Raw genomic sequence first — 26,928 nt, forward strand, 5'->3', positions numbered from 1 at the left:
GATCAGCGGGCGGAGGTGGTGAGTCCTCGCGCGCGCAGGACGGTGTTCTCGAGCGGGCGGAAGACCAGCAGCTCGATGCCGACGCCGACCACGAAGATCAGCACGATGCCGGCGAACACCATCGAGATGTCCGACAGCGACATGCCGTTGTGCAGGTACTGCCCGAGGCCCTCACCGAGCTCCGGGGACGTCGCGATCAGCTCGGCCGCCATCAGCGACCGCCAAGAGAACGCCCAGCCCTGCTTGAGCCCGCCGAGGAACCCGGGCAGCGCGGCCGGCAGCAGGATGTACCGGATGCCGCCGAACCGCCCGGCACCGAGGGCCTTGCCGACCCGCGGCAGGATCGGCGGGACCTGGTCGAGTCCGGACACCAGCCCGTTCGCGATCGACGGCACCGCGCCGAGCAGCACGACCCAGTAGATGGCGCGGTCGTTCAGGCCGAACCACAGGATCGCCGCCGGCACCCACGCGACCGAGGGCAGGCTCTGCAGGCCCGAGACGAGCGGGCCGATGCCCCGCCGTACGACGGTGATGTTGGCGATCGCGAGCCCGAGCGGTACGGCGATGACGAGCGAGATCGCGAATCCGATCACCGCGCGGTGCACCGAGACCCAGAACAGCTCGGCGATATCGCCGCTGCTGATCAACTGCCAGATCTGACTCCACACCGCCGCCGGGGAAGGCAGTTTGAACTCGGGCCAGAACGCCGCGGCCCACAAGGCCTGCCAGATCGCGACCAGGACCACGATCGCCCCGATCGGCGGCAGGACCCGCGCGGCGATCCGCCGTACCCGAGAACCCTCGGTGGTGTTGACCGGGGTGTCGAGTGCATCGAGCCCGGCCTCGACAGACCCTTCCTGGACGTCAAGCGGCATGACTGCTGATCACCTTGCGCAATGCGGTGTTGATCTCGTCCACTGCATCGGGAGCGTCCTCGACGTCCCACTCCCGTACGACGCGGCCCGGGCGCGACGACAGCAGTACGACGCGTTGCCCAAGACGCACCGCCTCGCGGACGTCGTGGGTGACGAACAGGATCGCCGTACCGGTGGCTCGCCAGATCCGCAGCAGCTCGCCCTGGAGGACGTCGCGGGTGATCGCGTCGAGCGCGGAGAACGGCTCGTCCATCAACAGCAGCGCCGGCTTGCCGTCGGTGCTGTCGGCCGTGGACGCGAGCGCCCGCGCCAGGGCGACGCGCTGCCGCATACCGCCGGACAGCTCGTGCGGGCGCTTGTCACCCATGCCGGCCAACCGCACCAGCTCAAGCAGCTCGGCGGCCTTCGCCCGGCGCTGCGACTTCGGTACGCCGGCCATCCGCAACGGCAGCTCGACGTTCCCGGCGGCCGTCAGCCACGGCATCAGCGCCGGCTCCTGGAAGACGACCGCCGGGCGGGACGAGTTGAGCTCGATCCGACCGGCCGTCGGCTGGTCCAGGCCCGCGACGAGGTTGAGCAGCGTGGTCTTGCCGCAGCCGGACGCGCCGAGCAGGCAGACGAACTCACCGGGCTCGACCTCGAGGTCGACGCCGTCCAACGCGACCACCGACTTCCGGCCGGTCCCGAACGTCTTGCCTACTTGATGAAAGCGCACCGGGCTCAGCACGTCCGGCAAGGTTTCGATGGTCGCGGTCATGGCCAGCCTCCTACTTCGAGTCCAGTCCGGCGGCGTCAACCGTCGGCTTGCCTGCCTTGCTGAGTACGTCGTTCAGCGGGCCGAGGTCCGCGAAGCCGGCCACCTTCGGCGCTTCCTTCGCGATCCCGGCCGTGACCTGGTCCTTGGCCAGCTGCGGGAACGTGCTCGCGATCGGGTCAGCGGTGATCTGGATGTTCTTGAACGCCCGGTCGATCACCTCCGGCTTCAGCGCCTTACCGGTCGCTGCCTTCAGCTGGTCGTTCACGACGGCCTTCGCGTCGGCCGTGTTCGTGCTGCTGTAGTCGATCGCCGCCAGCAGCCCGGACAGCAAGGCCTTCACCGTCTCCGGGTGCTCCTGCAGGAACTGCGTCCGGACGATCAGCACGGTGGTCGGGAACTTGCCGTCCGGCCACAGCGTCGCCTCGTCGACCAGCACCTTCGCGCCCGCGTCGAGGACGAGCCGCGACGACCAGGGCTCGGGCAACCAGGCCGCGTCCACGTCACCCTTCTTGAACGCGTCGAGCGTCTGCGCGTTCTCCAGGTTGGTGACCTTGACCTTGCCGGTCAGGTTCTTCTGCGACAGCCACTTCTTCAGCGACACGTCCTGGGTGTTGCCGAGCTGCGGAGTGACGACGGTCTTGCCGACCAGGTCCTCCGGCTTGGTGATCGTCGGCTTCACCACCAGCTGCGCGCCGCCGGACGTCGCACCGGCGATCAGGCGGACGGCCTCGCCGTTGGACTTCGCGTAGGCGTTGATCGCGGGACCGGAGCCGATGAAGCCGGCGTCCAGCGAGCCGCCGAGCAGCGCCCCGACCTCCTCGGGGCCGGCGTTGAACTTGGTCGGCACCAGCTTGGTGCTGCCGAGCTCCTTGGTGAACAGGCCCTTGCCGAGACCGACCAGCGCGGCGGCGTGGGTGACGTTCGGGAAGTAGCCGAGCCGCAGCTCGGTGGCTGGACCCTTGTCGGCCGACGCGGCCTGGGTGTCGGCGCCGCTGTCGGCGCGCGAGCAGCCGGCGGCGGCGACGGTCAGGGCCAGGGCGGCGGCGAGCAGGCGGAACGGACGGATGGCGGAGATGCTCACGGGAAGACCTTTGTTCTGGAGGCGCACGGACCTACTCCAACGGGTCGGTGGCGGGCTGACGGGTACGCGGAGTGGTTCGCGTAGGTCAACAACCGGAGGAGTTCACGCGCAGCAGGTCGACGTGCCGGCGCCGCGTGAGCGCGTCGCCGGGAGCGTTCGAGATGACCTGCATGTCTCCATGAAAGCGGACAAAGTCGAGCAAGATGCTGAGGTTTCAGCATTTGGGACGACGAATCACTAACCGAGACAAACGATCAGAATCGATCATCGGCCGGATCTGGTCACACGGTTGAAAGCGGCGCGGACCACTGCCTACGGTCCTGTGCGTGCTGACTCCCCGCTCTCTGAAGACCGAGTACGCCGTCCGACCGCTCGGCGTCGACGTGAACCGGCCGCGGTTCAGCTGGGTCGCCACCGCTCCCGGGTACGGCGCGACGCAGTCGGCGTACCAGGTGCTCGTCGCGTCCGCGCCGGAGCTGTTGACTCCGGAGGGCGCGGATGTCTGGGATTCGGGGAAGGTCGACTCGGCGCGGACCTTCGGCATCGAGTACGACGGGCCGACGGCGGCGCGGACGCGGTACTACTGGACCGTCCGGTTGTGGGACGACCTGCCGGGTGAGTGGGCTGCACCGGAATGGTTCGAGACCGGTTTGCGCGACGAGGGCTTCCGGTCGGCGCAGTGGATCGGCGGGGCGACCGACAGCGCCCCGCTGCTGCGGCGCGGGTTTGCCGTCGACGGAACGGTGCGCCGGGCGCGGTTGTATGCGAGCGGCCTCGGGTACGCCGATCTCCGGCTCAACGGGCAGTCGGTGAGCGACGCCGTACTCGATCCTGGTTTCACCGCGTATGACCGCACTGTGCTCTACGTGACCCACGACGTCACCGAGCTCCTGCGGTCGGGCGACAACGTCGTCGGGGCTGAGCTCGGGCGCGGGTTCTTCGGGATGACGTCGGTCAATGTCTGGCGTTGGCATCAGACGCCGTGGACCGCCGAACCGCGACTGATCGCGAGGCTGGTCGTCGAGTACGACGACGGGCGCGTGGACGAGGTGGTCACAGACGAGTCGTGGCGGATCACCGGTGGACCGACGCTCTCCGACTCGCTCTACACGGGCGAGACGTACGACGCCCGTCGCGCGCTGCCGGGCTGGGACGCGGCCGGGTTCGACGACTCGTCGTGGTCGGCGGCCGCGGTTGTCGAGGCGCCGAAGGGGAGGCTGACCGCGCAGGCGCACGAGCCGATCCGGGTGGTCGAGACCGTGGATCCGGTCGAGGTGACCGAAGTACGGCCGGGGGTATGGATCGCGGACTTCGGGCGCACAGTTGCGGGCTGGACGAAGCTGTCGGTGTCGGCGCCGGCCGGGACCACGATCAGCCTGACCCATGGCGAGACAGTTGCTGATGGCAACGTGGTGGCGAAGAACGGGCACGTCGACGGGGATCGGATCCAGCGGGACGAATATGTTGCGGCCGGCAACGGCAGTCTCGAGGTCTGGGAGCCGCGGTTCTCGTACAAGGGTTTCCGGTACGTGCAGCTCGAGGGCGCGCGGGCGGATGTGCAGATGCGGGTGGTGAACTCGGACGTCAGCGGTGTGACCCGGTTTGCTTCGTCGCAGGCGCCGTACGAGCAGTTCGAGCAGGCGATGCGGCGTACGGTCCTGAGCAACCTGCACGGGATCCCGACGGACACGCCGTTCTACGAGAAGAACGGGTGGACCGGGGACGCGCAGGTGGGTTCGCCGACGATGCTGGCGACGCTCGACCTGGCGCGGTTCTTCACCAAGTGGCTCGGCGACATCCGGGACAGCCAAGCGGATTCCGGGCAGTTGCCGGTGATCGTGCCGTCGAGCGGCTGGGGTTTCACCGACCTCTCCCCCGCGACCGAGTGGCCGACGGTGTATCCGTTCCTGCTGCGCGAGATGTACCGCTGGTACGGGGACGAACGACTGCTGCGCGAGCACTGGGATTCGCTGACCCGATACCTGGCCTGGGAGCTCGGCCGGGTCGAGGACGGGTTGTCGGTCAGTGTGCTCGGGGACTGGCTTCCGCCGGGGTATGCGAACGGTCCGGCGCCGGAGGACCGGCGGCTGACGGGTACGGCGTACCTGTATCGGGCTGTCGTCGTCGCTGCGGAGATCGGCGAGGTGATTGGGCAGCCCAACGACTATCGCAAGGCGGCCGGTGAGCTGGCCGACGGACTGAATCGGGCGTTCCTGGATCGCGACGCGGGACAGTATCGGTCGGCTGAGGATCCGGACTATCGGCAGACGTCGAACGCTGTGCCACTGGCGTTCGGGATCGTGCCGGAAGACATGGTCGCGAAGGTGGCGGCGGGGCTGGCTGCTGATGTCAAAGCGCGCGGGTTCCATCTCAACACGGGGTGCCTGGGTGTCGGCGTACTGCTGCCTGTGCTGACCGCGCACGGATACGGCGATCTGGCAACCAAGGTCGCGCTGCAGCGGAGCTACCCGAGCTGGGGGTATTGGTTCGACCTCGGCGCGGACACCATGTGGGAGGCGTGGGAGAGCGACTCGCGGTCGCGCAACCACTACTTCCAAGGCACGGTCGTGCAGTGGATCTTCGAGAACGTTGCCGGGCTGCGCGTGGCCGACGCGGGATGCGAGCGGATAGTGGTCCGACCGGATGCGCGCGACGAGGTGGACTCGGCGAGCATCCGGACCGAGACGATTCGCGGGCGCGCGTCGGTCTCGTGGAAGCGGACCGGGCGGGTGCTGTCGTTGGAGGTGCAGGTTCCGGTCGGTACGACAGCGGAGGTCCATGTACCGTCCGCCGCTGCCTCGGATGTTGCCGCCGTACCGCAATCGTTCGCCGGCGAGGCGACGTACTTCGACGGGTACACGGTCTACACCGTGCCGGCCGGGCAGTGGCACTTCACGAGTCGATCGGCGTGACCTTGGTGTAGATGAGGTCGCGGACCTCGCGGCCCTCGGCCTGGGCGCGGGACTCGAACTTGGTGACCGGGCGCCACTCGGGGCGCGGGGCCCAGGTTTCGTACTGGTTCCGCAGCGCGGGCTCGGCCTCGCAGACCTCGAGCATCCGGTTGGCGTAGTCCGCCCAGTCCGTTGCCAGGTGCAACGTTCCGCCGGATTGGAGGCGGGAGGCAACCAACGCGACGAACGGCGAACTGACCAGGCGGCGCTTGTGGTGCCGCTTCTTCGGCCACGGGTCCGGGAAGAAGATGCGTACGCCGGCCAGCGTGCCCGGCGCGACGTGATCGCGGAGGAAGTCGAGCGCATCACCCTGGAGCAGACGAACGTTCTCGAGGTCGTACTTCTCGACCCAGAGCATCAGCTGTCCCAGACCAGCCGGGTACACCTCGGCGGCGACGTGGTTGACCTCCGGTGCGGCGACGGCGAGCTGCGCGGTCGCCTCTCCCATCCCGGAACCGATCTCCAGCACGGTAGGCGCTTCCCGGCCGAACCACTGCGCCAGATCCAGCTCGCCGGGCGGCAGGTCCTCCTGCGTCCGGCCGAGCTCCGACCACTGCGTCTGCCAGACCCGCCGCTGCCCAGCCGTCATCCGAACACTCCGCCGGACCGTACTGAACACGCCCGTCTGCCTGACCTGATCCACTGCTTCAACCACCCGACGATTCTATTAGTCGTCCCAGAACAGGTGGGCGACGGTGTTGTGGGCGCGACGGGTGGTGCGGAGGTAGTCGTCGGAGAAGCGGCTGGATTCGCCGGGTGGGTAGCCGCAGATCTGGGCGACCGCGGCGAGGTCGCGGGGATCGCGCGGCAGCGAGTCCCCCGGGCGGGCGCGGACGAGCATGATCGCGTTGCGGATCCGGGTCGCCATCTCCCACGCGGCGCGAAGCGTGTCCGCTTCGGTCGGGTCGACGAGATTGGCGTCCACACCGGCGTACAGCGCTCCGAGCGTGCGCGTCGTACGTAGCGTGGGGACGCGATGCGCCTCGCGGAGCTGGAGGAGCTGGACGGTCCACTCGATGTCGGCGAGACCGCCTCGCCCCAGCTTGGTGTGCGTGGCCGGGTCGGCGCCACGCGGGAGGCGCTCGGCGTCGACGCGGGCCTTGATGCGGCGGATCTCCATCACGTCGCGTTCGCTGATCCCGTTCTCCGGGTAGCGCAGCGGATCGATGAGCTCGCGGAAGGACTGACACAGGTCGCCGTCCCCACACAACGGATCGGCCCGGAGCAGGGCTTGTGCTTCCCAGACCGCTGACCATCTGGCGTAGTACGAGGCGTACGACGCGAGCGTGCGTACCAACGGTCCTTGCCGACCCTCCGGCCGCAGGTCGGCGTCGACCACGACCGCCGGATCGGTGCCCGGCAACGCCAGCAGCCGGCGCAGTTCGGTCGCCACCTGGGTCGCGAAGTCGGTCGCGGCCTTCTCGTCCGCGCCGGGCTTCGGGTCGTGCACGAACATCACATCGGCGTCGCTTCCGTAGCTGAGCTCGTGCCCGCCGAAGCGGCCCATTGCGACGATCGACATCCGCGTCGGCTCGGGCTCGCCCTTCGCGACGGCTCGTCGTGCGACCTCGAGCGCAGTCGTCAGCGTCCCTACCGAGATCACGGTCAGCGCCTCGCCGACCTGCTCCACGTCGAGCAGTCCCGACAGGTCGGCGGCCGCGATCCGGAACAGTTCTCGTCGGCGTACGGCCCGGATTGCGGCAACCGCGGCCTCCGGCGCGTCCTGGCGACGGGCGGCCGCGGACATCTCGGCCAGGAGCGCGTCCTGGGTCCGCGGTGTCAGCTCGCGTTCGTCGGCGAACATCGCGGTTGCCTCGGGTGCGCGCTGGAGCAGGTCGACGGCGTACCGGCCGCTGGCGAGCAGGTGCGCGAGTCGTTCGGCCGAGGCGCCTTCGTCGCGTAGCTGGCGCAGGTACCACGGGGTCGAGCCGAGCGCGTCGGAGATCGTGCGGAACGCGAGCAGGCCGGCGTCCGGATCCGGTGACTCGGCGAACCAGCCGAGCATCGCGGGCAGCAGTGCCCGCTGGATCGACGAACGCCGCGACACACCCTCGGACAGCGCCTCGATGTGCCGCAGCGCCGACGCGGGATCGGCGTACCCGAGGGCCGTCAGCCGCTGCTTCGCCGCCTCCGGCGTGAGCCGCACCTCGTCGCCCGGGATGCGCGCGACCGCCGCGAGCAGCGGGCGGTAGAACAGCTTCTCGTGCAACCGCCGTACTTCGAGCGCGTGCTTCTTCCAGGCCGCGGTCAGGTCGGCGACCGGGTTCTTCGTGAAGCCGAGCGAGCGGCCGAGACGGCGCAGGTCTGCTTCGTCCTCCGGGACCTGATGGGTACGGCGCAGGCGGTACAGCTGGATGCGGTGCTCCATCGAGCGCAGGAAGCGGTACGCGTCCGCGAGTACGGCGCCGTCGGTGCGTCCGACGTACCCGCTGGTGGTCAGGGACTCGAGCGCGACCAACGTCGTACCGCTGCGAACCGACTCGTCGCTGCGGCCGTGGACGAGCTGCAGGAGCTGTACTGCGAACTCGACATCCCTCAGCCCGCCGGGGCCGAGCTTGAGTTGGCGATCGACGTCCGCGGCCGGGATGTGGTCGATGACGCGGCGGCGCATCGCCTGTACGTCGTCGACGAAGCCCTCCCGGTCGGCGGCGGACCAGGCGAGGCTTCCGATCTTCTCGGAGTACTCCCGACCGAGCGCCGCATCGCCTGCGACGGGACGGGCCTTGAGCAGGGCTTGGAACTCCCAGGTCTTGGCCCAGCGCTGGTAGTAGGCGAGGTGGCTGTCGAGGGTGCGGACGAGCGGACCGGACTTGCCCTCGGGCCGAAGCGCGGCGTCGACCGGCCAGAGCGTGCCTTCGCCAGTGTGCGCCGAGCAGATCCGCATCGCGGCGGCAGCGAGTTGGGTCGCGGTCTTCAGCGCGGGGAGTTCCGGCTCGCCTTCGAGCGGTTCGGCGACGAAGAGGACGTCGACATCGCTGACATAGTTGAGCTCCCGGCCGCCACACTTGCCCATGGCAATGATCGCGAGACGGCAGTCGGCGGCGCCGGGATGCGCGGCGAAGTACTCGTTGCGGGCGATGTGCAACGCGGTCTCGAGCGCTCCGCCGGCGAGATCCGCGAGTACGGCGGCGACCTCGTCGACGAGCAGGCCCTCGGCGAGATCACGCGCGGCCAGTCTCAGCAGCAGGCGACGGTATTCGACCCTGAGGGCGTCGACCGGGTTCTCGGCGTCGACCGCGGTCGCGAGCTTGGCGGCGACGTCCTCTATGGACGGGCGGGCACCGGCCAGGGCGGGGTCGGCGAGGTCGTACCAGTGGCGCGGGTGGACGGCTAGGTGCCGGCCGAGGGCCTCGCTCGCGCCGAGCACGTACACGAGGCGGCGCCGGAAGCCGTCGTCCATCTCGAGTGTGCGCGCGAACGCGGCAACGTCGTACTCGTGCCGGTGCAGCGCCTCCGCCATCCCGCACAGGCCGTACAGCGCGAGGTCCGGATCGGCCGACTCCCCGAGCGTGGTGATCAGCTGCTCGGTGGCCATCGGGCTGTGCGAGTCGAGCGCGTCCAGGTCCTCGAGCATGCCCGCCGCGCGCTGCGGGTCCTCGAACCCGAGCCGGACAAGCCGTCCCTCCCACGACCCTCTCCGACCCTCAGCCACCCCCAGAGGCTACCCAACCCACTTCGGGAACCCACCACCGCTTCGGAGGCGCACAATGGTCGGGTGTTCACAACGTCTCAGCTGGATCGCGAACAGATCCCGGGGAATACACGGTGTCGTGTAGCGGATCCGCTCAGTAATCGGCATGATGGCTTCTCATGGTCATGATGACGGGGTCGCTCGCCGTGCGCGGAACGGTGCTCTGGCTGACGCCACAACAGGGCGGGCGAGTGTCGGGTCCACCGGAGCCGGACTACGACTACGACTACACAGCGACGGCGTACCTCCCGCCGCGAACGCCTGAGGACGGTCAGGCCGGGATCGCGCTGCGCCGGTTCGCGCCCGGTGCCTGGCGTACGCCGGCCGAGGGGATTCTCGTGCCGGCCAAGGGGAATCGGGCCCAGCAGGTGATCCCCGGCTGCATCGTGATCATCACCGAAGGCGTCCGCCCGGTCGGGCTGCTGACGGTCGAAGAGGTCCACGTGCTCGCTCCGGACGGTACGCCAATCGTGACCAGCGCTCCGGTGGTCGACATAGTTGCCGACGTACCGGCGGCGACTGATCCGGCGGCTGCTGATCCGCCGTACCGGCACTCGACGGCGGCATCGCGCTGGGCCTCCAAGCACGCCTCCGACGACGCACCGCCACAGACCGCCGGAGTCTGAACACACTCTGTTGCAATCTGCATACTCAGTGTTACCTTCGGGACTATGCGTCACTGGAAACGGGTCGTCGCCGTCCTGCTGGTCGCCGCCATCGCGCTCGTCGTCGAAGGCTGGGTCGCCCGCGCCCCGGCGGCGCCGACACTCTTCAAGAACTGCCAGTACGTGCGTACCGCGGGCGAGACCGGCCGCCCGCCGTACTCCCTCGCGCCGACGATCGGCCTGGTCCGGGCCACCGTCCGCACCAACCGCGGCGACCTGGTCCTCACCCTCGACCGCAGCGCCGCTCCCTGCGCGGTGCACAGCTTCACGTACCTGGCCCTGAAACGCTTCTACAACCAAACCCCGTGCTCACCAACCCTCGAGTGCGGCACCGGCCACCCCGGCTACCACTTCACCCCCGAACCAACCGGCCACGAAACCTACCCCCAAGGCACCGTTGCCCTAAGCAACACTCCGGGCGTCGGCAACACCAGCACCTTCTCCATCGCCCGCACAAACACCACCCTCCCCCACCCCTCAACCATCATCGGCACCCTCACCGCAGGCCTACCGGTCCTGAACCGCAACCCCACCACCATCCTCGAAATCCTCATCGGCTGACGCCCCCTATCGTTGCCTCCGTGAACCATTCGGACGTGTGGGGCCGCGAATGGGATTTTCTGGCGGTCGACGAGACCGGCCAGGTCGCAGTCCTCTCAACCGCCGGCTACGGCCCGATCCCCGCCGCCGTCCTCGCCGACCGCGAGAACGTCGAGCACGCCATCGAGGATCTTGCCCGCATGCCTGTGACCACTACCGCCGTACCCGCCGATCCCGACCGCCCCGGCAACTACTCAGACTGGTACGACGTCAGTGCGCGCGGCTTCTACACATTCGACTGGCGCGTATGGCACGGGCCGTACGAACTCATCGCAACACCCTCTGACCCCGCGCAGATCGAGCACCTGCCGGACGTACTCCGAACCGCCGCGAACCTGCTCCGCATCCCGCAACTCTTCGCCGAGCTGTCGAGCCTGCAGCTGGTACTCCAGCCGTAGTTCGTGACCTGGTACCTCCGCCGTCAAATGGCCTGACCGCAAGGTACCGGAATATTAGGCTGGCGGGGTGAGCCTCGACATTCCTGAGCAGGTGCGCAAGACGGTCATAGCTGACGGGAATGAGCCTTGGCTGGATGAGTTGCCGGGTGTGGTCGATTCGCTGGCTCGGGAGTGGGGTTTGGTGATCGGGCGCAGCCTGGCGGGTGGGCATGTTGCTCTGGTTGTTGAGGTGACGCTGGTTGACGGGACGCCGGCGGTGCTGAAGATCGGTGTGCCGGGGCGGGATGTCGGGCCGGAGGCCACGGTGCTGTGGCTGGCGAATGGCGAGGGATGCGCCAAGCTGTTGCGCGAGGACTTGAGTCGACAAGCCATTCTGTTGGAGCGGCTTGGGGTTCCGATGTACGACGTCGTGGCCGATCCTGCAAGCCGTCACGAACTGCTGTGTGACGTGGCGGTTCGGCTGTGGCGTCCGGTCGGTCCTGACAGTGACCTTCCGACCGGCGCGGAGCTGGCTGCGCAGTACGCCGAGCGGCTGCCGAGATTGTGGGAGCAGGCGGGGCGACCGTGTTCGCCGGCCACCGTTGCCGACGCGCTGGACTGCATGGAGCGTCGGCGCCTTGCCCACGACGACCGGTCTGCGGTTTTGGTCCATGGTGACATCCACGAGCTGAACGCCCTGCAGGCCGGCGACGGCAGCTACAAGCTCATCGACCCACTCGGGCTGCGGGCCGAACCGGCCTGCGATCTCGGCACCATCGTGCGCTGCAACCCCGATCTCGGCGACGACCTGCGAGCGCGGACCGAGCGGCTGGCTTTGCGCACCGGCGTGGATGCCACCGCCATCTGGGAATGGGGAACCATCCACCGGGTCGTCAGCGGCGTCTACGCCTGCAGCATCGGCTTCCAGCCCTTCGGCAACCTCCTCCTGGCCGAAGCGGACCGCCTCACCTGAGTGATTTTGCTGATGTGGGGTGGGGTACGGGTAGTTGACGATTCCGGCATGAGCAAAAGCATCCAGCCCCAGCAGACAGCCGCGTTCTACGCCCAGGCAGTTGCATCCTTCGGCATCTCCCTCACCGCGATGACCGTCGGCCTCATCTACCTACCGGCCGAGCCGTGGGTACGAGCATTCCTGTCCCTCGGCATGCTGTACGTCGTCACCTCAACCGTCGTCCTCTGCAAGGTAGTCCGCGACCGCCAAGACCTCACCGACGTAACCACCCGAGTAGACCAGGCCCGCCTGGACAAACTCCTTACCGAACACGACCCCTTCAAGGTCGACGCCTGAAATCCACCGCACCACAACCCCGGCCGCCAGCAGTACGTGCCGTACGCCGTGAACCGCACTCCCCCGCGCACGCACCTACAGGACGGGTAGGAGTTTGTTCAGTTCGAAGGGGGTTACCTGGCGGCGGTAGTCCTGCCATTCGGCGCGTTTGTTGCGGAGGAAGAAGTCGAAGACGTGTTCGCCGAGGGTTTCGGCGACGAGTTCGCTGTCTTCCATGGCGCTGATGGCTTCGGCCAGGCTGCTCGGGAGGGGTTTGATGCCGAGGGCCTTGCGCTCGCGGGAGGTCAGCGACCAGATGTCGTCCTCGACCTCCGCGGGCAGCTCGTACCCCTCCTCGATCCCCTTCAGCCCAGCAGCAAGCATCAACGCAAACGCCAGATAAGGATTGGCCGCCGAGTCCAACGACCGGAACTCGACCCGCGAAGACTGCCCCTTGTGCGGCTTGTACATCGGCACCCGCACCAGCGCAGACCGGTTGTTATGACCCCACGAGATGAACGACGGCGCCTCATCCCCCACCGCCAACCGCTTGTACGAGTTCACCCACTGGTTCGTCACCGCAGTGATCTCACCCGCATGATGCAGCAACCCCGCGATGAACGCCCGCCCGGTCTTGGACAGCTGGTACTGCGCCCCGCCCTCGAAGAACGCGTTCCGGTCGCCCTCGAACAGCGACATGTGCGTATGCATCCCCGACCCCGGCTGATCCGACAGCGGCTTAGGCATGAACGACGCATAGATGCCCTGCGACAGCGCCACCTCCTTCACCACGACACGGAACGTCATGATGTTGTCCGCGGTCGACAGCGCATCGGCGTACCGCAGGTCGATCTCCTGCTGCCCAGGCCCGCCCTCGTGATGGCTGAACTCGACCGAGATCCCCATCGACTCGAGCATCGTGATCGCCTCACGCCGGAAGTCGTTGCCGATCCCCTGGGGCGTGTGGTCGAAGTACCCGGACGAGTCCACCGGCTCCGGCGTCGTACCAGGAGCGCCCGTCAGCGACTTGAACAGATAGAACTCGATCTCGGGATGCGTGTAGAACGTGAACCCCAGATCAGCAGCCTTCGACAACGTCCGCTTCAGCACATGACGAGGATCGGCGAACGAAGCCGACCCGTCCGGCATGTTGATGTCGCAGAACATCCGCGCCGTACCCATCGTCTCGCCGCGCCACGGCAGGATCTGGAACGTCGACGGGTCCGGCTTGGCCAGCATGTCGGCCTCGGTCACCCGGGCGAACCCCTCGATCGCCGACCCGTCGAACCCGAGCCCCTCGGCGAACGCGCTCTCCAGCTCCGCCGGCGCCACCGCGACCGACTTCAGGAACCCGAGCACGTCGGTGAACCAGAGCCGCACGAAGCGTACGTCGCGCTCCTCCAGCGCGCGCAGCACGAACTCCTGCTGCTTGTCCATCAGTCCACCTCTCACCCAGGTCCAGAACTTCTCACAGTGTGCCCCGCCTCTGTTAAGCAGACGTTACGTGCCCAGGCGGACACAGGCATGCTCAGGGGCCTAGCGTGTTCCCGTGCAGACGATCTTCCATGCAGCGCTCATCGTCGCCGCGATCCTCTGCCTCAGCGACCTGATCCTGAGTACGACGCGGTTCGTCCAGTCGCTGCGCCGGAAGCGACCCGCCGAACGGGACGTGCTCGGCCGCCGCTGGCTGCCGGTCCCGGAGCTCGGATTCGGCATGTGCGCGTTCTGCTGCCCCGGCCTGGTGACGCTCGGCCTGACCCATCACGACGCGGACAGCCTGCCGACCACGCAGATCCTGCTCGCCGCGCTGGTCTTCGGGTACGCCGGTGCCGTCCTCTCCCGGATCGTCCGTACGCCGGGCCCGGGCGGCCGCCGTTTCCGCCTACGCGCCGGCCTGCTGCTGGGCCTCCCGGCCCTGTTCGGCCTGGTCTTCGGCCTGTCGGGCGTCGTCTGACCGTTTGTCGACCCGGCGCGCCTGGAACCAAGGAACGATCCGCTCGAGCGGGGCAAAAGCCAGCCAGCAGACCACCGTCGGCAGGAAGTGGATCAGCAGGATCGCCGTGTTCGCCGCGTGGAACCCGAGGAAGAACAGGGCCCCGAGCAACTGCCACCGCCCCTTGAGCCACAGGATCACCGGCGAACAGAACTCCCCGATGATCCCGACCCACTGCATCACGTGCAGCACCCACGGATAGTGCAGCAACCACTCCCCGACCGGATGCGGCCGCCGCACGATCGCCCACGTCAGTACGGCGCTCCCCGGCCACGTCAGCGCCCATCCGGCACTGCGCAGTTTCGCGATCGAGGACAGGAAGTACGTCGCGATCACGCAGATCTGCACGCACCGGATCGCCCAGCCCGCCGCCTCCGACCGGGTCTGATCGCCGTACGACGACCGCCCGCGCCGCGCGCCGCCGACGGTCGGCAGGACCCAGAGCGCGATCACCAGCGCGAGGTGGTCGTGGTCGACCTTCCCGTCGCTCATCCCGATCAGCACCCACCAGGTGAACGCCGGCGCGACGATCCAGCCCGCGATCCGCGGGAAGTAGTTCGTCGCACCGACCAGGCAGGCGACGATCAGCACGAAGTACAGCGCGGTCGTGTTCGCGACGGACGGCTTCGGCAGGTCGAGGAGCCGGGCCAGCAGCAGCGGTTGATAGAGCCCGGGGTGCTCGCCCTTGTCGCGGGTGTCGCGGACGAAGGCGTGCATGTCGAGGATGACGAACAGGTACAGAATCGTCCGCAACCAGGCGATCCGCCCCAGCGCTATCGCCGGTGTGAACCAGTTGACGGCCCTCATCGACGTACCTCCCACGTCGCCAGCACCTGGGACGTCGGCGGTCCTTCGACCCGGCCCTTGACCAGCTGGGTGGTGTCGCGGATCAGTTCGAGCTTCACGTACTTCGGCTTGTCAGGATGCTTCCGCGCCCACCCGTCCGCGACCTGCTGCAGCAGCGACGGGTTCTTTACGATCTCCCCGGCCCGCGCCTCGATCTCGGCCCGGGCGACGCCGGCACCCTCGATGTTCAGCGGTACGTCGACCGTCGTACCGGCATCGGTGACCGCGCTGATCCGGGTGTAGTCGATCTTGGCGTCGTCGGGCACCGACATCGCGTACTGCGACATCGGTCCGAACGGCCACGCGTCGTCGGATGCGCGCACCGATCCGTTGATCAGCAGACCGATGCCGACCACGGCGACAAGGACCCGCAAACCCTTGCCCACCGGGCCCAACCGCACGTCGGCGGGCCGCTCCTGACTCTGTGTCACCACGTCATTAGATCATTCCGGTTTGGAGGGTCTGTCGGTAGGGAATTTTCTAAGGCATGACCGCCCCAGAAAATATCCAACGTGCCCGGGTGTCCCGGCGTACCCTGCTCGGCGCGACCGCCGGCGGCGTACTGCTCGGCGGCGCCCTGGCCGGAGCCATGCCCACAACAGCGCTCGCCGCCCCCGCGCCGCGCTGTTACACGCGCACCGAGTGGTCCGCGCGACCGCCCAAGTCGGCGACCCAGGTGATCGCCAAGCCCGACCACATCGTCATCCATCACACCGCGAGCCCGAACGTCACGGACTACTCGCTCGCCGCGGCGTACTCGGTCCAGCACTGGATCCAGGACCTGCACATGGACACCAACGGCTGGATCGACATGGGCAACCAGCTCACGATCAGCCGCGGCGGATTCCTGATGGAGGGCCGGAGCAAGTCGTTGTCGGCGATCAACAACGGCCAGAACGTCCTCGGCGCTCAGACGGCGAATCAGAACAGCCACACGATCGGTATCGAGCACGAGGGCATCTACGTCACCGAGAACGTGACGGTCGCGTTGTTCGACATGTCCGTGCTGACGTGCGCGTGGTTGTGCACGAAGTACGGGCTGGATCCGCATGTCGCGATCGTCGGGCACCGGGACTACAACACGACCCAGTGTCCGGGTGACGTGTTCTACGCGCGCTTGCCGGAGCTGCGCGACAGAGTGGCCGCCGTTCTCCTCGGTTGATACGTGACTCTGCGGATCAGGATCTCGAACGGGCCGCGGTAGTTCGCGCGGCGCATCCGGTCGGCGAGCAGTACGGTCGCCAGCCAGGTCGCGATCGCGAGCAGAGCCGTCGTGGTTGTGGTGAGCGTGTGTGAAAGATCCAGCAGGTACGGCGTGAACGCGACGGCCCACACGACCGATTGGGACAGGTAGCACGTCAGCGAACGTTGCCCGACGGCTGCGATCGCCAGGGAGACCGGGCCCTGGCGATCGCCCAATCTCCGCGCGATCAGGACGATCAGTGCGGCGTACCCGAAACCGCCGAAGACACCGGTTGCGTCGTGCAACGGTCCGAGGATCGAGAGCGCGTGGTCGCTCGGTTGGGTCAGTACGCCGCCGACGACGAGCGAGACCGGGAGCGCGCCGGCGACGGCGATCGTGAGGCCGAGGAGTGCCGTCGTACGGAGCAGGGTGAGGTGCTGCGCCGGGCGTTCGAGGATGCGGCGGCGGCCGGCCCACAGGCCGATCAGGAACGGTGTGACGAAGCCGATCCAGCCGAGGCCGGCGATGAACGGCTGGACGACGATGCGGTCGGCGAACTGGCCGAGGAAGTGCGGCGGGAGCATCGCCGGATCGGCCGCGTCGGAGGAGGTCGCGAGTGAGTCGTTGCTCGGCAGCGCGGTGAGGACGAGGACGAGCGCGGCGACGATGAACAGCCAGCGGTCCTTCCAGCGCAGGGCCCAGACGCCGAGGAACAGGAGTACGCCGTACGCCGCGAGGATGTCGCCGATGTAGAGCAGCATCGCGTGCAGGAAGCCGACGACGATCAGGACCAGGCTGCGGCGCCAGAGCAGTTTGCGGATCGGCCACCAGTCCTGGCCGGCTTCGCGTTGCCGGCGGACGATCTGCGCGACGCCGTACCCGAAGAGCACGCCGAACATCGGGAACGCGCGACCGTCGACGAAGGTCGAGATCAGCAGGCCGACCCCGCGATCGATCGTCGAGCCGTCGGTCGGGAAGCCGCCGAAGACGCGGTCGCTGTAGACGAAGTAGTGCGAGTTGGCGAGCGCGATGAACAGCAGCATGAATCCGCGCGCGAGGTCCGGGCCGAGTGCGCGTTCGCTCAGCCCGGTCGGTCCGGCTTGGATGCCCATGGCACCAGTCAATCCGCGCCGGCGCGGTGCCGCGTCCATCCAAAGTCCCTCCGGGTGTGAACCTTCGTCGCTGTTCGATAGGTGGGTGCACGAGGAAGCCCTGACCCGGTGGCAGCGCGGATGGTCCGCGGCGCGCGGGTGGACCGACTATCAACGGGTCGACGACGTCACCGTCGTACGCGTCGGCGAACCGGAGCGACGGGTCGAGTACGTCGCAACCGAAGCTCAGGCGACCGCTGCGGCACATCTCGCGCTGACCGACAGCAATCCGCCCGGGACGTCCTGGCTCGCGATCACTACGGATGATCCGGCCCGCCTGGCCGCCAACCTCAAACCCCTCGAGCCCCTCCGCACCGAATGGCTGATGACGATCCGCCTCGCGGACCACGCCTCGCACCCCGTGCCCCCGCCATACACCCTCGAGCTCTCGACGGCGCCCTCCATCATCGACGCCCAGATCTACGGCTACGGCGAAATAGCCGCCACCGGCCGCATGTCCGTCCTCCACACCGGCGCAGTAGCCGACCAAATCACCACCACCCCCGCCCACCGCCACCGAGGCCTGGCCCGAGCCCTCATGACCGCCCTGGCCCGAACCGCCCAAACCCCCACCGCTTACCTGTCCGCCTCCCCCGCGGGCCGCCCCCTCTACGAGTCCCTCGGCTGGACGACTCTCACACCGCTCCTGGTCGCCCGGACATCCACCAACTACTGATCAAGGACCTTCGGCGTTCGTAAGAGGTTGGAGAGGGGCGTGGGGATGAGCGGGGGGAACCAGTAATGTGCTCCCGTGCCTCAACTCCGAGTTGCTCTTGCTCAGCTGAATGTGACCGTGGGTGACATTGCTGGGAACGCCGACAAGATCGTCGCGTGGACCCGGAACGCGGTCGAGCAAGGTGCGCATGTGGTGGCGTTTCCCGAGCTCGGGTTGACCGGTTACCCGGTGGAGGATCTGGCGTTGCGGGCGTCGTTCGTGGACGCGTCGCAGGGCAAGATCCACGACCTCGCGAAGCGGCTCGCCGACGAGGGGCTCGGGGACATCGTCGTGGTCTGCGGGTACCTCGACCGGGCCGGCGGTACGGCGATGGGCGTCGACCGGCTCGGCCGGCCGAAGGGCTCCCCGACCAACTCCGCCGCGGTGATCCACCAGGGCCGCGTCGTCACCAGCGCCGTGAAGCACCACCTGCCGAACTACGGCGTCTTCGACGAGTTCCGGCACTTCGTTCCCGGCAACACCCTGCAGGTGATCCGGATCCACGGCATCGACGTCGCACTGGTGATCTGCGAGGACCTCTGGCAGGACGGCGGCCCGGCCGCGGTCACCCACGAGGCGGGCGCCGGTCTCCTGCTCGTGATCAACAGCTCGCCGTACGAGGCGAACAAGGACGACGTCCGCGGCGATCTGGTACGCCGTCGCGCCCGCGAGGCCGGCTGCGCACTCGCCTACGTGAACCTGGTCGGCGGCCAGGACGAGCTCGTCTTCGACGGCGACTCGCTCGTCACCGATGCCGACGGCAAGGTGTTCGCCCGCGCCCCGCAGTTCGAGCAGGGCAGCATGATCGTCGACCTCGACCTGCCGGCCGCCGAAGGTACGCCGGAAGGCACCTACGAAGGCATCGAGATCGTCCACACCGTCCTGCACGAGGATCCGGTCGAGGCGTACGACGCGATGGCGCCGGTGATCGCACCGCAGCTGTCCGACGAGGCCGAGATCTACGGCGCGATCGTGACGGGCCTGCGCGACTACGTCCAGAAGAACGGCTTCAAGTCCGTCCTGCTCGGGCTGTCCGGCGGCATCGACTCGTCCCTGGTCGCCGCGATCGCCTGCGACGCGGTCGGTGCCGAGCACGTGTTCGGGATCTCCAACCCGAGCATCTACTCCAGCGAGCACTCCCGGGACGACGCCGCCGAGCTCGCCGCCCGCACCGGGCTGAACTACCGCGTCGTGCCGATCCAGCCGATGGTGCAGCCGTTCCTCGACACGCTCGGCCTGACCGGCCTGGCCGAGGAGAACCTGCAGGCCCGCGTCCGCGCGGTGGTCTGGATGGGCCTGTCGAACGCCGACGGTCACCTGGTGCTTGCCTGCGGCAACAAGTCGGAGCTGTCCGTCGGCTACTCGACCATCTACGGCGACGCGGTCGGCGGGTACGCACCGTTGAAGGACCTCCCGAAGACGCTCGTCTGGCGGCTCGCGAAGTGGCGCAACGCGGACGCCAAGGAGAAGGGGCAGCAGCCTCCGATCCCGGAGAACTCGATCGCCAAACCCCCGTCCGCCGAGCTTCGCCCGGGGCAGCAGGACACCGACTCGCTGCCGCCGTACGACCTGCTCGACGACATGCTGGACGACTACGTCGAGCAGGACCGCGGCAGTGCGGAACTCGTCGCTGCCGGGTTCGACGCCGAGCTGGTCACGAAGGTGATCCAGCTCGTCGACCGCGCGGAGTACAAGCGCCGGCAGTACCCACCGGGCCCGAAGCTGACCCACAAGGCCTTCGGCCGGGACCGCCGGTTGCCGATCACGAATGCATGGCGTGAGGACGCACGGAAGGCAGCCGAGCACTGAGCGACTCCTGGCGGTACCGCCCATCCCAAGAATCCCCGTGGGGCTCGTCGGACGAGACCCACGACCGCTCCGGCCTGCCCCGCGACACCTACCCGGACGATGTGAGCGATCGCTCACCGTCAGCCGGTGGCGCTCACCCTCCGCAACGGTGGGACGATGGCGGCATGGTTGACAACTTCCTGTCGGCCGGTACCCAGGACGACGACGAGGAGCTGCCGTCGCCGTACGGGACCGGACCGAAGAATCGGACAACCGAGGAGCACCGCCGCTCGGACTACGACAACGACACCTGGCGGGACCGCGGGGCCGGAGGTTCCGGGCTCGGTCTCGACCCGTCGCCGTCGTTGCCGAACGCACCGCGGACGTACGAGCGCGGCCCGGTGCCGCAGCAGCCGTATGTCCCGAAGCCGCCGTACCTGCCGAGCGCGCCGCCACCGTCGCAGCACCAACCGCGACAGGCACCGCCGCAGCGGCCGGAGAGGTCTGAGTACTACGGGGATTCGCGCGACGACTCGTACGAGCGATACCAGGAGAGCCCGTTCCGTCCGCAGGGTCAGCAGCCGCCGCCGCAGGGGCGGCCGAGTCCGTTCGGACCGGGGAGCAACGGCGCACGGCCGCCGCAGGGCCAGCCCGGTCAGCCTGGTGCGCAGGCGCCGCGGCCGCCGGCTCCGCCGCAGTCGAGCAACGGCGTGACACCGCGACCGCCGCATGCGTCCAACGGGAGTGCGAACTGGAGTGCTCCGGCGCCGCAGCCGAGTCCTGCACCGCCGCCTCCTGCGTCGAGCAATGGGCACGTGTCGAGCAACGGGCATGCGTCGAGCAACGGAGTCGCTCCGCAGCAGCCGCCGCGTCAGGCGCCTTCGCAGGAGCCGGTTCGAGACGCTGCCCAGCCGCAGGAGCCGGTGCAGCGTCTCGAGCCGCCGCGCCCGGAGCAGCCGCGTCCCGAGCAGGTGCCGTCGCACGAGCAGAGGGCCCGGCAGGAGCTGGCGGCGCTGCAGGCGCAGCTGGCCAGGCAGGACCAGGAGCACGCCGCCCGCCAGGAGCAGCGGCCCATCCAGGAGCAAGCGCCGCGTCAGGAGCACGCGCCGGGGCGCGACGAGCCGGCCCGGTCCGAGCAGGTCGCCCGACGAGACGACGTACCGCGGCAAGACATGCCGCGGCGCGAGGACGCCCTGCGGCGGGATCAGTCGGCGAGGCGCGAGGATGCCCCGCGGCAGGACCAAGCGGCCCGGCGTGAGGATGCCGTGCGGCAGGACCAGGCAGTGCGGCGCGAAGATGCCGTGCGGCAGGAGCAGGCGCCGCGGCGCGAGGATGCGGTGCGGCAGGACCAGGCGGCGAGGCGCGACGAGGGCTCGCGACGTCCGGCAGGAGCTCCGCCTTCCAACCCGATGGACACCAAGACGATCACGGCGTACATGCCGGAGATGATCGAGGCGTATCAGCAGGAGCAGGGCAACGGCTATCTGTCCGACCCGAGTGCGGAGTACGAGAGCAATGCGCCGGTGAGCGAAGAGTCTGACGGGCAGCGGCCGGTCGGTGCGCGTCGGCGGGCGAACGTTCAGCAGGATGCGCCGAGTCAGATCCCGGCCGAGCCGGTCTCCACGCATCGGGCCGCACGGCGTGCCCAGGTGTCGGCAAGTACCGCGGCCGGGACCGAAGGTCCGTCCGCGGCCGGCGGCGGACAACCGGCGTCTGGTGGTGCGAGCGAGGCAAGCAAGCGACCGCGGCGGTACCGGGTCCACCACCTCCGCGACTTCAAGAACCGCGGCGAGAAGTGGGCGATGCTGACGGCGTACGACCAGTACACCGCCGAGATCTTCGACCAGGCAGGCATTCCGGTGCTGCTCGTCGGCGACTCGGCTGCGAACAATGTGTTCGGCTACGACACGACTCTCCGGGTCACCGTCGACGAGCTGATCCCGTTGGCACGCGCGGTCGCGGGTGCCGTCGAGCATGCGCTGGTTGTCGCGGACCTGCCGTTCGGTTCGTACCAGGCGTCGCCGGAGCAGGCGTTCCACACCGCCGTACGGTTCATGAAGGAAGCCGGCGTGCACGCGGTCAAGCTCGAGGGCGGCCGGAACATGGTGCCGATGGTCGAGAAGCTCACGCAGTCCGGTATCCCGGTGATGGCGCACATCGGCTTCACGCCGCAGAGCGAGCACAGCATCGGCGGGTACCGCGTGCAGGGTCGCGGCGACCAGGCCGCCGGCCTCATCGACGACGCCGTCGCACTGGCCGAAGCGGGTGCGTTCTCGGTCGTGCTGGAGATGGTCCCGGGCGATGTTGCCGCCGAGATCACCAAGCGGGTTCCGATCCCGACGATCGGCATCGGCGCCGGCCGCGACACCGACGCCCAGGTCCTCGTCTGGCAGGACATGGCCGGTCTGCGCTCGGGCAGCATGCCCCGATTCGTGAAGCAGTACGCCGACCTGCGCGGCATCCTCACCACCGCGGCCGCGACGTACGCGTCAGAGGTTGCATCGGGCGCCTTCCCCGGGGACGAACACACCTTCTAGACCACTCATCGTGCTGTCCGGGTAGCTCTCCGGATACTCCCCGCGAAGCCTTGTTCCCCAGGTTTCGCGGGTTCACGATGTTTGCGGCAAAAGGGGAGGCCCGATGAGAATTCGTCGATTGATTGTTGCCGTAGGGGTCTCGTTCGCGCTGGTGGGTGGAGTAATCAGCTCCATTCCAGCGGCGAGCGCAGTACCGTCCCAGACCGACTCGAAGCCGGCGAGCTATACACCACCGCCGGTGCAATGGAGCACTTGCACAAATCCGACGCTCGCCAGCCGGGGCGCACAATGCGGGTACGTCGTGGTGCCGCTGGACTACGCCCGTCCGAACGGAACCAAGATCAAGCTGGCGGTGTCGCGGGTCATGCACAAGACCCCCGACTCGCAGGCACAAGGCCCGATGCTGGTGAATCCGGGCGGGCCGGGCGGTTCCGGATTGATCTACGCGATCTTCGGTGAGTTCGTGCCGAACGGCGCCGGCGATTCGTACGACTGGATCGGTTTCGATCCGCGCGGTGTCGGTTCGAGCCAGCCCGCGTTGAGCTGCATCCCGGACTACGCCGGTTACAACCGGCCGCTGTACGTCCCGGTGACGCCGAAGCTCGAGCAGGTCTGGATCAACCGCTCGAAGGCCTACGCGAAGGCCTGCAACAGCGCACAGCACGCGCTACTCGGGCACCTGACCACGCTCGACTCGGTCCGCGACATGGAGAGCATCCGCAAGGCCCTCGGCGCACCGCAGATCAACTACTACGGCTTCTCGTACGGCACGTACCTCGGCCAGGTGTACGGCACGCTGTACCCGAACCGGTTCCGCCGCGTCATCTTCGACGGCGTCGTCAACGCGACCAGGGTCTGGTACAAGGCCAACCTCGACCAGGACTTCGCGTTCAACAAGAGCGTCAAGGTGTTCTTCGCGTACGTCGCCGCGCACGACTCGGTCTGGCATCTCGGTACCACCGAGCGCGTGGTCGAGGCCCGGTACTACGCCGAACTGCGCAAACTCATCGGCCATCCCGCCGACGGCAAGATCGGGCCGGACGAGTGGACGGACATCTTCACGCAGGCCGCGTACTACGTGTACGGCTGGGTGGATGTGGCGAGCGCGTTCGCCGAGTGGGTCCACAACGGCAACGCCGCTCCCTTGGTCGACCTGTACGGCTCCCCGCCGTTCGACGACAACGGGTACGCCGTCTACCTCGGTGTGTCCTGCACCGACGCCAAGTGGCCGACGAACTGGAACGTCTGGCGCCGTGACAACTGGAGCACCTACGCCAAGGCACCGTTCCTGACCTGGGCCAACGCATGGTTCAACGCTCCGTGCGCCTTCTGGCCCGCGAAGGCCGGCAACCCGGTGAAGGTCGACGGCCGTCACGTGAAGGGCGCGCTGCTGATCAACGAGACGCTCGACGCGGCAACGCCGTACTCGGGCGCCTTGCAGACCCGCAAGACGTTCCCGCACGCAGTGCTGATCGAAGGTGTCGGCGGTACGACGCACGCCGGTTCGCTGTCCGGTGTGGCGTGTACCGACGACCGGATCGTGGCCTACCTGCAGACCGGTGCGCTGCCGGCTCGTCGGCCTGGCAACCAGTCCGACGTCAAGTGCCCGCCGGTGCCGGCTCCGCAGCCCGACGCGGCACTCACCTCGGCGGCGAAGGCCGGTTCGGGAGCAAGTGCGCTGAGGCAGGAGCTCAGATCCACGGTAGGGCCGAGCGTTCGGTCCAGTACTCCTCGGGCTGCTGGATGAACTCGGTCAACGGTCCGTCAACTCGATAGGCGAGATTGCTCGCCAGTTGGGAAGCAGTCGTGGCTCCGCTGAGGACGATGTCCGCCCACGGTTGAGCCATGGCTGCACCGATCGCCAGCGCGTCGGGAGCGATGCCGCGCTGGTGCGCGAACTCGTTGAAGGGCGTCTCACCGCCGTGGGTGGTGAGGCGCCCGTTCGCGACCGCTTCCTTGACGACGACGAACCAGCCGGCGTCGTGAGCCTCGGCCAGCGCCGCGCCGGCTGACGGCTCCAACACGTTCCAGGTCGCTTGTACGGCGGAGAACGGCGTCCCCAGATCGATTGCCCTGCGGAGCGTCTCGGACTGGCGTGGGCCGCTGGTGGACAGGCCGACGCGGACGCCGGAGTCGGCGAGTTCACCGAGGCGGTCGAGCAAGCGCTTGTCGTCGAGTGCGGGACTGTCGGCGGTCAGGCTGTGGACGAGGTAGAAGTCCGACGGTCCACCAAGCGCTTGAAGGGTCTCCGGCCATTGCCGTTCGAACGTGGCGAGACCGTGGTCCTTGACCTCGTGCGTGTCCGCGTCGGTCCGCCAGTCGCCGACGTACGTGTAGCCCCACTTCGACCCGATCGTGAGTTGCGTACGGCGCTCCGGTGTCAGCCATTCGCCGAGGAACTTCTCGGCAAGACCGTACGAACGCGCGGCGTCGAAGTACCGAACACCGGCCTGCCACGCCTGCTCGAGCAGCTCGTGGGTGCGGACCCGGAGGTCCTCGACCGCCCGCCCCGGCGGGAGATCCTCGTCGTGCCCGAGGTTGATGTACCCCGGACGACCCAGCGCTGCCAGCCCAAGACCGATACTCGCCATGCTTCCGATCGTAGATGTCTGCGGCAACCATGTGAGACGCGCCGCATCAGGCGACGTGCGGCGGCCCGGGTCGCTTACCGTTTTGTGGTGTGAGCGAATCCCAGCTGCCACCACCAGGAACGGTCCGACGCCGTACGACGGCCCGCGTGCTGCCGGTGCGTCCGGACGGCAAGGTGCTGCTTCTGCACGGCTGGGACCCGCTGAAACCGCAGACGCCGTACTGGTTCACGATCGGCGGCGGCGTCGAAGCCGGTGAGTCGGTCGGCGAGGCGGCCAGTCGTGAACTGCGCGAAGAGGTCGGCATCGTGCTGCCGGCCGACGCGCTGGGGACGCCGGTGGCGACGAACACGATCGAGTTCGAGTGGGGCGGGTGCCGGATCATCCAGCACCAGACCTTCTTCGCGGTCGCGGTGGACCGCGTCGACGTGACGTTCGCGAACCAGGAGGAGCTCGAGCTGCAGACCATCAGCAAACACGGCTGGTGGTACGGCGACGACCTCGAGGCGACCGGTCAGGCCGCGCACGTGACGATCCCCGGTCTGCTGCGCGAGGCGGCCGACGCGATCACGCTGCGGCGGGCGTCCTAGCGGGCCCGCGCCTGCTTCAGCACCTTCTTCGGGACCTTCTTGTCCACCTTGTAGTGGACCTTGTCGATGCGCTCGGCGCAGCCTGCCTTGGACAGGCGCATCAGCACCACCGGGCACTTCTTGCACCTCGGCTTGTCCTTGCAGCACTTCTTCTTCGCGGTCATCGACGGCACCCGGCGAGTGTAGGTGAGGCATACCTAAGCGTCTAGATGACGAGGCAGAGATCACGCCAGCTGCTCGGTCAGCAACGCCCGCGCCTCGACGAGTGAGGGGCCGTACCAGGTGAGATGGCGGCCGGAGATACACCCTGCGGGATTGCCGAACGCCTCCGGTCCGTCGGTCGGGGAAAAGGCATAAGGCTCGTCCGGCAGCACCACGATGTCGTACTCCGGTAACGCGTCCGGGTCGATCTTCGGATAACGCTCGCCGGAATGTGCGAGCACGTTGTCGATGCCGATCCGGGAGAGCAGATCGGCCGCGAACGTGTCCCGTCCCAACGCCATCCACGGCCGCCGCCAGATCGGTATCACGGCCCGCCGGCGCATTCCGTCGTACGGCGTACTCCACACGTCGCGCGCGTGCACCAACCATGCCGGCACGTCGCCGACGATCGCGGACAGCATGCGCTCGAGTGAGTCGAGTGATTCGGGCACGGTTGTCGGCGCCGTGACCCAGACCGCGATTCCGTACTCGCGCAACGCGTCGAGATCGGCCGCACGATTCTCTTCGGCGTTCGCTACGACGACGTCCGGTACGAGTTCGCGGATGCGATCGATGTCGGGATTCTTGGTACCGCGAACACGTACGACATCGAGGTCCGCGGGATGCGTACACCAGTCGGTCGCACCAACGATCAACGACGGATGCGTGACCGCGATCGACTCCGTCAACGACGGCACGACGCTGACCACACGACGTACTTCGCGGGGTAGTTCGACAGTGTTGTGGAGGTCGTCGTACATGCTGTTCATGACGCTGTTGCACCTCGTCTTCGCAGGACGTTGCCGAGGACAACACTCGCCGATCGGGGCAGTTGACGGCAGATTCTGCCGCGTGTCGCCAAGAAATTATTGCGACCGTCCGGCATGCTCACGGCACGGCGGAATCCCTTCTGCACAAGGATTTTCGGCATTTGTGCCGCTCTTTGCCGCCAGTTCGCCTTAACCTGTAGACGTTTCGGGTGCTTTACGTGGCGCACAAGTGTTGTCATCATCATGACGACGAGGAATCCACCGTGGTTTTCCTCAGCCGC

Annotated in this window: 26 protein-coding genes; 13 read left to right on the forward strand and 13 right to left on the reverse strand. The window is 68.1% G+C overall.

The annotated features are described in order from the left end of the window. Positions 1-2 precede the first annotated feature (2 nt). The 4 genes from ACFWUU_RS02295 to ACFWUU_RS02310 all read right to left on the reverse strand — a co-directional run bounded on the left by ACFWUU_RS02295 (position 3) and on the right by ACFWUU_RS02310 (position 2,885). Positions 3-875 carry an ABC transporter permease gene (locus ACFWUU_RS02295; protein WP_380171981.1) on the reverse strand — a complete coding sequence of 291 codons (873 nt, stop codon included), beginning with the start codon at positions 873-875 and terminating at the stop codon, positions 3-5. Continuing rightward, on the reverse strand, positions 865-1,632 hold the full coding sequence (locus ACFWUU_RS02300; protein ID WP_137254275.1) for an ABC transporter ATP-binding protein: 768 nt from the start codon (positions 1,630-1,632) through the stop codon (positions 865-867). Before ACFWUU_RS02300 ends, ACFWUU_RS02295 begins: the two co-directional genes overlap by 11 nt. A gap of 10 nt (positions 1,633-1,642) precedes the next feature. Continuing rightward, positions 1,643-2,713: an ABC transporter substrate-binding protein gene (locus tag ACFWUU_RS02305; RefSeq protein ID WP_380171982.1), complete on the reverse strand. Its 1,071-nt coding sequence runs from the start codon at positions 2,711-2,713 to the stop codon at positions 1,643-1,645. A gap of 85 nt (positions 2,714-2,798) precedes the next feature. Beyond that, entirely contained in the window at positions 2,799-2,885 is an 87-nt protein-coding gene (locus tag ACFWUU_RS02310; protein ID WP_371407990.1) for a putative leader peptide, read from the reverse strand. A gap of 154 nt (positions 2,886-3,039) precedes the next feature. Here ACFWUU_RS02310 and ACFWUU_RS02315 point away from each other — a divergent pair, with 154 nt between their 5' ends. Then, a complete protein-coding gene (locus ACFWUU_RS02315) occupies positions 3,040-5,625 on the forward strand; it encodes a family 78 glycoside hydrolase catalytic domain (RefSeq protein ID WP_380171984.1) in 2,586 nt (861 codons plus the stop codon). On the opposite strand, the gene trmB is transcribed toward ACFWUU_RS02315, so the two are convergent. Both trmB and ACFWUU_RS02325 read right to left on the reverse strand, forming a co-directional pair. Then, the gene (trmB, locus tag ACFWUU_RS02320; RefSeq protein WP_380171986.1) at positions 5,606-6,319 is read right to left on the reverse strand and encodes a tRNA (guanosine(46)-N7)-methyltransferase TrmB; all 714 of its coding nucleotides are present in this window, start codon (positions 6,317-6,319) and stop codon (positions 5,606-5,608) included. The genes ACFWUU_RS02315 and trmB overlap by 20 nt on opposite strands. A gap of 12 nt (positions 6,320-6,331) precedes the next feature. Further along, positions 6,332-9,238, reverse strand: a complete 2,907-nt coding sequence (locus tag ACFWUU_RS02325; protein ID WP_380174251.1) for a bifunctional [glutamine synthetase] adenylyltransferase/[glutamine synthetase]-adenylyl-L-tyrosine phosphorylase — start codon at positions 9,236-9,238, stop codon at positions 6,332-6,334. A 236-nt stretch (positions 9,239-9,474) separates the two neighbouring features. Between ACFWUU_RS02325 and ACFWUU_RS02330 the strand changes: the two genes are divergently transcribed. From ACFWUU_RS02330 to ACFWUU_RS02350, 5 genes are all read left to right on the forward strand, one after another. Continuing rightward, positions 9,475-9,981: a hypothetical protein gene (locus ACFWUU_RS02330; protein ID WP_380171988.1), complete on the forward strand. Its 507-nt coding sequence runs from the start codon at positions 9,475-9,477 to the stop codon at positions 9,979-9,981. Between the two features lie 45 nt (positions 9,982-10,026). Beyond that, positions 10,027-10,581, forward strand: a complete 555-nt coding sequence (locus tag ACFWUU_RS02335) for a peptidylprolyl isomerase (RefSeq protein ID WP_380171990.1) — start codon at positions 10,027-10,029, stop codon at positions 10,579-10,581. Between the two features lie 20 nt (positions 10,582-10,601). Then, positions 10,602-11,018 carry a hypothetical protein gene (locus ACFWUU_RS02340; protein ID WP_380171992.1) on the forward strand — a complete coding sequence of 139 codons (417 nt, stop codon included), beginning with the start codon at positions 10,602-10,604 and terminating at the stop codon, positions 11,016-11,018. Positions 11,019-11,166: 148 nt separating this feature from the next. Next, entirely contained in the window at positions 11,167-11,970 is an 804-nt protein-coding gene (locus tag ACFWUU_RS02345) for an aminoglycoside phosphotransferase family protein (RefSeq protein WP_380171994.1), read from the forward strand. 48 nt (positions 11,971-12,018) lie between these two features. Next, a complete protein-coding gene (locus ACFWUU_RS02350; protein ID WP_380171996.1) occupies positions 12,019-12,306 on the forward strand; it encodes a YiaA/YiaB family inner membrane protein in 288 nt (95 codons plus the stop codon). A 75-nt stretch (positions 12,307-12,381) separates the two neighbouring features. On the opposite strand, the gene glnA is transcribed toward ACFWUU_RS02350, so the two are convergent. Beyond that, positions 12,382-13,722: a type I glutamate--ammonia ligase gene (glnA, locus tag ACFWUU_RS02355; RefSeq protein WP_137254266.1), complete on the reverse strand. Its 1,341-nt coding sequence runs from the start codon at positions 13,720-13,722 to the stop codon at positions 12,382-12,384. A gap of 112 nt (positions 13,723-13,834) precedes the next feature. Here glnA and ACFWUU_RS02360 point away from each other — a divergent pair, with 112 nt between their 5' ends. Next, complete coding sequence (locus ACFWUU_RS02360; RefSeq protein WP_137254265.1) at positions 13,835-14,239, forward strand: hypothetical protein; 405 nt, start codon at positions 13,835-13,837, stop codon at positions 14,237-14,239. Here the strand turns inward: ACFWUU_RS02360 and ACFWUU_RS02365 are convergent. Together ACFWUU_RS02365 and ACFWUU_RS02370 are read right to left on the reverse strand one after the other, a co-directional pair. Next, positions 14,168-15,085, reverse strand: a complete 918-nt coding sequence (locus ACFWUU_RS02365; protein ID WP_380171998.1) for a hypothetical protein — start codon at positions 15,083-15,085, stop codon at positions 14,168-14,170. The two genes, ACFWUU_RS02360 and ACFWUU_RS02365, sit on opposite strands and share 72 nt — an antisense overlap. Next, complete coding sequence (locus ACFWUU_RS02370) at positions 15,082-15,555, reverse strand: hypothetical protein (RefSeq protein WP_380172000.1); 474 nt, start codon at positions 15,553-15,555, stop codon at positions 15,082-15,084. The genes ACFWUU_RS02365 and ACFWUU_RS02370 overlap by 4 nt, the downstream gene beginning before the upstream one ends. A gap of 89 nt (positions 15,556-15,644) precedes the next feature. Here ACFWUU_RS02370 and ACFWUU_RS02375 point away from each other — a divergent pair, with 89 nt between their 5' ends. After that, positions 15,645-16,286 carry a peptidoglycan recognition family protein gene (locus tag ACFWUU_RS02375; protein ID WP_380172002.1) on the forward strand — a complete coding sequence of 214 codons (642 nt, stop codon included), beginning with the start codon at positions 15,645-15,647 and terminating at the stop codon, positions 16,284-16,286. Here ACFWUU_RS02375 and ACFWUU_RS02380 read toward each other — a convergent pair. Next, entirely contained in the window at positions 16,232-17,419 is a 1,188-nt protein-coding gene (locus ACFWUU_RS02380) for a DUF418 domain-containing protein (protein WP_380172004.1), read from the reverse strand. The genes ACFWUU_RS02375 and ACFWUU_RS02380 overlap by 55 nt on opposite strands. A gap of 85 nt (positions 17,420-17,504) precedes the next feature. Here ACFWUU_RS02380 and ACFWUU_RS02385 point away from each other — a divergent pair, with 85 nt between their 5' ends. The 4 genes from ACFWUU_RS02385 to ACFWUU_RS02400 all read left to right on the forward strand — a co-directional run bounded on the left by ACFWUU_RS02385 (position 17,505) and on the right by ACFWUU_RS02400 (position 24,245). Then, positions 17,505-18,134, forward strand: a complete 630-nt coding sequence (locus ACFWUU_RS02385) for a GNAT family N-acetyltransferase (RefSeq protein WP_380172006.1) — start codon at positions 17,505-17,507, stop codon at positions 18,132-18,134. Between the two features lie 75 nt (positions 18,135-18,209). Then, a complete protein-coding gene (locus tag ACFWUU_RS02390; RefSeq protein WP_380172008.1) occupies positions 18,210-19,982 on the forward strand; it encodes an NAD+ synthase in 1,773 nt (590 codons plus the stop codon). A 164-nt stretch (positions 19,983-20,146) separates the two neighbouring features. Then, on the forward strand, positions 20,147-22,498 hold the full coding sequence (panB, locus tag ACFWUU_RS02395) for a 3-methyl-2-oxobutanoate hydroxymethyltransferase (RefSeq protein ID WP_380172009.1): 2,352 nt from the start codon (positions 20,147-20,149) through the stop codon (positions 22,496-22,498). Between the two features lie 103 nt (positions 22,499-22,601). Continuing rightward, positions 22,602-24,245 (forward strand): alpha/beta fold hydrolase, encoded by a 1,644-nt coding sequence (locus tag ACFWUU_RS02400; RefSeq protein WP_380172011.1) that lies wholly within the window; start codon positions 22,602-22,604, stop codon positions 24,243-24,245. Here ACFWUU_RS02400 and ACFWUU_RS02405 read toward each other — a convergent pair. Then, a complete protein-coding gene (locus ACFWUU_RS02405; RefSeq protein WP_380172013.1) occupies positions 24,190-25,089 on the reverse strand; it encodes an aldo/keto reductase in 900 nt (299 codons plus the stop codon). The genes ACFWUU_RS02400 and ACFWUU_RS02405 overlap by 56 nt on opposite strands. Before the next feature lie 89 nt (positions 25,090-25,178). On the opposite strand from ACFWUU_RS02405, the gene ACFWUU_RS02410 reads away from it, so the two are divergent. Next, complete coding sequence (locus tag ACFWUU_RS02410) at positions 25,179-25,676, forward strand: NUDIX hydrolase (protein ID WP_380172015.1); 498 nt, start codon at positions 25,179-25,181, stop codon at positions 25,674-25,676. Here ACFWUU_RS02410 and ACFWUU_RS02415 read toward each other — a convergent pair. Continuing rightward, the gene (locus tag ACFWUU_RS02415) at positions 25,673-25,849 is read right to left on the reverse strand and encodes a hypothetical protein (protein ID WP_170989712.1); all 177 of its coding nucleotides are present in this window, start codon (positions 25,847-25,849) and stop codon (positions 25,673-25,675) included. The two genes, ACFWUU_RS02410 and ACFWUU_RS02415, sit on opposite strands and share 4 nt — an antisense overlap. A gap of 51 nt (positions 25,850-25,900) precedes the next feature. Next, entirely contained in the window at positions 25,901-26,647 is a 747-nt protein-coding gene (locus ACFWUU_RS02420; protein WP_380172017.1) for a helical backbone metal receptor, read from the reverse strand. Positions 26,648-26,928 lie beyond the last annotated feature (281 nt).

It is taken from the genome of Kribbella sp. NPDC058693, assembly GCF_042715335.1.
Taxonomy (GTDB): Bacteria; Actinomycetota; Actinomycetes; order Propionibacteriales; family Kribbellaceae; genus Kribbella; species Kribbella jiaozuonensis.